Below are 6284 nucleotides of genomic sequence, written 5' to 3'. Positions count from 1 at the left end.
ACCCCGGGCGAAGACCTCGAGGGCGTTTACGGCGGTATCGATTTCCTCCGTGCCGTTATTCAGGGCAATGCTCCCGCGATCGGCGAAAAGGTCGCTATTTGCGGCGGCGGTAATACCGCTATGGACGCTTGCAGAACCGCCGTTCGTTTAGGCGCGAAAGAAGTATATGTCATCTACCGCAGAACCAGAAACGAAATGCCCGCCGACGCGCTCGAGATCGACGAAGCGGAGGAAGAGGGCGTGATCTACAAGTTCCTCACCAACCCGATCTCGTTCAACGGTGAGAACGGCAAGCTCAAATCCGTCACGCTCCAGATCATGGAGCTCGGTGAGCCCGACGCAAGCGGCAGACGCAGACCTGTTCCCGTCGAGGGCAAGACGGAAGAAATACCGCTCGATTCTGTGATCCTCGCCATCGGTCAGAAGCTCGTGCAGGGCGACGTCAGCGAATTACAGCTGAATGACCGCGGCAACATCGAAGCCGATCCCGATTTCTTTACCACCAGCATGGACGGCGTATTCGCGATCGGCGACGCGACCAACCGCGGCGCGTCCATCGCGATCGAAGCGATCGGCGAGGCTGACCGCTGTGCAAAGGCGGTTGACGCATATCTGAACGGTCAAGCCTTAGACACCCGCGTTCCGTATATCTCCAAGCGTGACGAAGCGACAATAGACTATTCTGACCGTAAGAAAGAGCCGAGAAAGACGCCGCGCGTTTTAGACCCCGAGGTAAGAAACAAAAACTTCGACGAGGTCAGCTTAGGCTTCACTGAGGAAGAGGCGCAGGCGGAAGCGAGCCGCTGCCTCGAGTGCGGCTGCCGCGAGTATTACAAGTGCAAACTGCTCAATGTAGCGCAACGCTACGACATTGACCCGAGCCGCTTCAAGGGCGAGATGCCGCAAAAGTACACCCACGACGAAAACGCCTTTATCGAGCGCAACACGGCGAAATGTATTCTCTGCGGACTGTGCGTGAGAAGCTGCCGCGAGGTCATGGATATCCACGCTTTAGGGCTGATGGGCAGAGGCTTCACCACCGAGCCCGCCCCCGCCTTCGCGCTGCCGCTCGATCAGACCAAGTGCAACAACTGCGGACTGTGCGTTCAGCTCTGTCCCACAGGCGCGCTGACTGAGAAAGCCAACCTCAAAAAGCAGGTGCCGCTCGATGAGATTTATACCGAAGAGACCGTCACGATCAACGGACAGCAAGCTACAGTTCTTGTATCTCGTTACAACGGTAAGGTGCTCCGCGTGATCCCGAACGATGAAATCTCCCGTAATTCGGGACTCAGCCGTGAGGAACTGCTCGAACTCATAACCGAATAATCTTCATGATAACCGCTGTGTTCGCATGGCGGTTATTTCTTATTTAGAATAATAATAGCATACGAATGACCGTCTGTTTTATCGACAATAGAAATGACGATTCACTTATTTCTTTTAAAGCATTAATGCGTTGAAGCTTTTGCAACCTCTATTCTATACAACTGCAATTTTCACGATTTCTTTCTGTGAAAAGTGACGAAATTGCTCTTTTTTATGATTTTTTGCGAAAAAATCTTGCAAAATACATTCGTTTGTAATATAATCCTAACTGTGCAGTTTTTCTTTTGGGCAAAGCCCGAAGAATATAATTCTTTTATAGCACTATATTTAGGAGGTATATTTATGTCTTACGTTGATGAAGTCATCGCAAAAGTAAAAGAAAAGAACGCTTCCGAGCCTGAATTCCTTCAGACCGTAGAAGAGGTTCTCACTTCCATCCGCCCCCTCGTTGACGCTAACGAGGAGAAGTATCGCAAGCTGGCTCTGCTCGAGCGTATCGTCGAGCCCGAGAGACAGATCAAGTTCCGCGTTCCGTGGGTAGACGATAACGGTCAGGTACAGGTCAACATCGGTTACCGTGTACAGTTCAACTCCGCTATCGGCCCGTACAAGGGCGGTCTGAGATTCCATCCGTCCGTATATATCGGTATCATCAAGTTCCTCGGCTTTGAGCAGATCTTCAAGAACTCTCTGACCGGTCTGCCGATCGGCGGCGGTAAGGGCGGTTCCGACTTTGATCCCAACGGCAAGTCCGACATGGAGATCATGCGCTTCTGCCAGAGCTTCATCACCGAGCTGTTCCGTCACATCGGTCCCGATACCGACGTTCCCGCAGGCGACATCGGCGTAGGCGGTCGTGAGATCGGCTTCATGATGGGTCAGTACAAGCGTATCCGTGATTGCTATGACGGCACTCTGACCGGTAAGGGCACCGAGAACGGCGGTCTGGCGGGTCGTGCCGAGGCTACCGGTTACGGCGTAGTCTTCTATGCGCGCGAGATGCTCAAGCACTTCGGCGAGGAGCTCGCAGGCAAGAAGGTCGTTCTGTCCGGCTTCGGTAACGTTACCTGGGGTACCGCTCTGAAGCTGACTGAACTCGGCGCGAAGGTCATCACCATCTCCGGTCCCGACGGCTACATCCTCGACGAGGACGGTATCAGCGGCGACAAGATCGATTACCTGCTCGAGCTGCGCGGCTCCGGTAAGAATATCTGCTCTCCCTATGCCGAGAAGTATCCGAACGCGAAGTTCTTCCCGGGTGAGAAGCCCTGGGGCGTTAAGGCTGACCTGTACATCCCCTGCGCAACTCAGAACGAGATCCGCATCGAGGATGCCAAGAAGATGGTCGAGAACGGCACCAAGTTCCTGTGCGAGGCTGCTAACATGCCCACCACCAACGAGGCGATCGAGTACCTCAAGGAGAACAACGTCGTTATCGGACCCTCCAAGGCTGCTAACGCCGGCGGCGTAGCTTGCTCCTGCATCGAGATGAGCCAGAACGCGGGTCACACCGTCTTTACCGCTGACGACGTCTACGCTCAGCTGGAGAACATCATGGTCAACATCTTCAATCAGTCCATCGCTGCTTGCAAGAAGTACAACCTGGGCGACGATCTGATCGCCGGCGCGAACATCGCAGGCTTCGAGCGCGTTGCGAACGCGATGCTTCTGCAGGGTATTGAGGGTATTGTCTGATAAATACTTCCTGTGAATTGTAGCAGATACGGAGCTCCCCACGCGGGAGCTCCTTTTGTTTTGCGTTTTTCTATTGACAACTATCTCAAAACAGAATACTATTAAAACAGTTGATATAGCCACAGGGCTTCACAATGACGATTGATAAAGGGAGCTGATCACATGGCACGGCATTATCGGGAACCGGCGACACAACGTAAGAATACCGGCAAAAAAGTCGGGCTCATCATCGGGATCGTCCTGTTCGCGGTGGGGCTCGTCTGCATCGGGATCGCGGTGTGGACGCAGTTTTTCATCAAGCCCGACATCGACCCGCCCCCGTATCAGGCGGTCGACGCAACCGTCATGCAGACGGAGACCGAAGCCCCTGCCGAGCCCGGTTCCGCCGAAAAGGCAAGGCAGTATATCGCGGGCATGACCACGCGGGAGAAGATCTGTCAGCTGTTTATCGCGACTCCCGAGGCGATCACCGGTGCAGACAGCGTGTCCATGGCAGGCGATCAGACAAAAGCCGCGATTGAGCAGTATCCCGTCGGCGGCGTGATCTACTTCTCGGACAACCTGATCGACGCCGAACAGGTCAAAACCATGATCGCCAATACCCAAAGCTATTCAAAAACGCCCTTGTTCATCGGTGTGGACGAGGAGGGCGGCACCGTCGCCCGCTGCGCCGAGAAGCTGGGAACCACCGTCTTCTCCGATATGTACACCTACAGGGAGCAGGGCGCTCAGACAGCCCGTGACAATGCGCGCGCCATCGCGTCGGATATCCGCGGCTTCGGCTTCAATCTCGATTTCGCGCCCGTCGCGGATGTATGGACGAATCCCGAGAACACTGTCATCGCCGAACGCGCCTATTCCGATGATTATAACGAGGCGGCGTCGCTGGTTTCGTCGGCTGTTGCGGGCTTTCACGAAGGCGGGGTACTTTGTTCGCTCAAGCATTTCCCCGGTCACGGCGATACCCTAGAGGACAGTCATAACGGACTCGCGTCCGTCAGCAAGACTGCCGACGAGCTGAAATCGGGCGAGCTGCTGCCCTTCAAGGCGGGGATCGACGCGGGCGCCGACATGGTGATGATCGGTCATCTGACCGTTCCCGCGCTCGACGACAAGCCCGCTACGCTCTCCAAGGTCATCGTCCCGTCGCTTCTTCGAGGGAATCTCGCCTACAACGGCGTGACCGTGACCGACAGCATGATGATGGGCGCGATCACGGAAAACTATCATTTTGACGAGATCGTGCAGGGAATCTTCGACGCAGATATCGACCTGATCCTTTGTCCCGATAACCTCGACGCATATATCTCCGCGATCGAGCAGAAGCTCAGCGACGGCAGTATCACCGAGGAACAGCTCGATACAAAGCTTATGCGGATACTGACGCTGAAATATAACCGCGGAATTATGTGAAATCAGCATAAAAAGAAAGAAGTAATTTATACATCTGAATATATTGCACAAAAATATCTGTGTGTTATAATAAAAATAGGATGATACATCGATTATGGCGAGAGTGAAAGAAAAACAGGAGGTCCGTGATGAAAAAGCTGCTTTCTTTTGCGTTAACGTTTATTATGGTTTGTTCCGTATGTTCCGCTGCTGCGGGAGCACGCGAAACGTGGATCGACAACTATTATTACGGTACCGGCGATCCTTTTTACCTGAACTATCCGACCAGAGAAGAGATCATTGCAAAGGCGAAGGAGCTTGATATCGATCTGAGTCATGTCGACGGATACGCTCAGGAATACTCGCTGGATCCCGCAGATTATCGGCTTGGAAAGCTCGACGACAGCACCTATACCCAGGCGCTGAACGTCCTCAATTTTTACCGGTACGTCGCGGGACTGCCGTGTGATGTTGAGATCGACGATGGGTATAACGAGCTTGCTCAGGCGGGTATGCTGGTCAACGCCGCTAACAATACGCTCTCGCATTATCCCAATCAGCCCGAGGGAATGTCCGATGAGCTCTATGAGCTTGGCAGGGAAGGCGCGGGCAAATGTAACATCGCATGGAAACACGAGAGCCTGCCGCTCTCTTTCCAGAACGGATGGATGGATGACTCTAATAAGAGCAATATCGACCGCGCAGGTCACCGCCGATGGATACTGAATCCGATGATGAAGTACACCGGATTCGGCGAGGTAGGCGATTTCACCGCGATGTATTCTCTGGACAGGAGCCGTGAAGGTCGCTTTGCGGGCGATTATATCGCGTGGCCTGCTGCGAACACGCCGCTCGATCTCTTTGTCGGCTCGCTTATCACCGTCAGCCTGGGCGCCTCATACGATGATCCAGTCGCGGATAAGATTTCCGTTGAGATCAGCTCCGAAACACAGGGCAGAAGCTGGACGGTCAACAGCAAAAGCGAGGACGCTGCGTTTTACGTCAATACCGGCAGCTTCGGTATCGACCGATGCATCATTTGTAAGGTCGCCGATTTCACCGCCGACGACACCCTGCATATCCGCATCACCGGTATTACGAAAAACGGCGTAGAAGCGCCGATCGAATATACGGCAAACCTTTTCTCGCTCTCTTCGGTTGAGCTTGATCGCACGACCGTCATGACCCGTCCTTCGTGGGGAGCCGACTTCAATTACACTGCAAGCTCGCTTCTGTCGAAGAATACCCCTAAGGTGAGCTGGCGCTCGGAGGATCCCGATGTAAGCGGGATCTGGTTATATAAAGACCGCCCTGTTTATTATGGCGTCAGCGAGGGCAGAACAACGATCACCGTCTATACCGGCGGGGCATATGTTGATGTGGACGTCATTGTCAGGAATTCTAAATTTCTGCTCGGCGACGCCGACGGAGATGATGAGGTCAGCGTGCTGGACGTTACCACCGCGCAACGAAGCTTATCTTTGATAAAGGTATCCGAGTTCTGCGATTATCTGTTTGATATAGACAGCGACGAGGAGATCGGCGCGATTGATGTCGCGCTTGTGATGCGCTGGCTCGCTGAAATGCCGTCTAATCCGGCGATCGGCACCAGTCTGCAATCCCCCTTTACCTATTGACCCGGAATATAATGCGAAACGCCTCCGTTTGGAGGCGTTTCAGCTTGTCGAAAAAGTATCATAAAATATATGAGTAGTCGATTTCCAAGGCTCCCTTTGGTAAAGGGAGCTCTCCCCGAAAGGGGACTGAGGAATTGCATGAATTGATCGACCGAAGGGAGAAACCCTCATATTACCTCGGTTCTGAACACCAACGTGAATGAATGTGACTCGCTTCGCTCAAACAATCAA

Annotated in this window: 4 protein-coding genes; all 4 read left to right on the top strand. The window is 53.6% G+C overall.

Annotation, left to right across the window (positions count from 1 at the left end):
* Positions 1–1329: FAD-dependent oxidoreductase (locus tag JKK62_RS14395; RefSeq protein WP_201428511.1), on the top strand; the 1329-nt coding region annotated here is incomplete at its 5' end.
* A gap of 342 nt (positions 1330–1671) precedes the next feature.
* A complete protein-coding gene (gene gdhA, locus JKK62_RS14390; RefSeq protein ID WP_201428510.1) occupies positions 1672–3024 on the top strand; it encodes an NADP-specific glutamate dehydrogenase in 1353 nt (450 codons plus the stop codon).
* A gap of 162 nt (positions 3025–3186) precedes the next feature.
* Positions 3187–4437, top strand: a complete 1251-nt coding sequence (locus JKK62_RS14385; RefSeq protein WP_201428509.1) for a glycoside hydrolase family 3 N-terminal domain-containing protein — start codon at positions 3187–3189, stop codon at positions 4435–4437.
* Between the two features lie 128 nt (positions 4438–4565).
* Entirely contained in the window at positions 4566–6053 is a 1488-nt protein-coding gene (locus tag JKK62_RS14380; protein WP_201428508.1) for a CAP domain-containing protein, read from the top strand.
* The last annotated feature ends 231 nt before the right edge of the window (positions 6054–6284 follow it).

Source organism: Ruminococcus difficilis, from assembly GCF_016680995.1.
This window is presented reverse-complemented; position numbering and strand designations above follow the sequence as displayed.

Coding starts and splice junctions, on each gene's coding strand:
- gdhA (WP_201428510.1), top strand. CDS start 1,672: ATGTCTTACGTTGATGAAGTCATCGCAAAAGTAAAAGAAAAGAACGCT.
- JKK62_RS14385 (WP_201428509.1), top strand. CDS start 3,187: ATGGCACGGCATTATCGGGAACCGGCGACACAACGTAAGAATACCGGC.
- JKK62_RS14380 (WP_201428508.1), top strand. CDS start 4,566: ATGAAAAAGCTGCTTTCTTTTGCGTTAACGTTTATTATGGTTTGTTCC.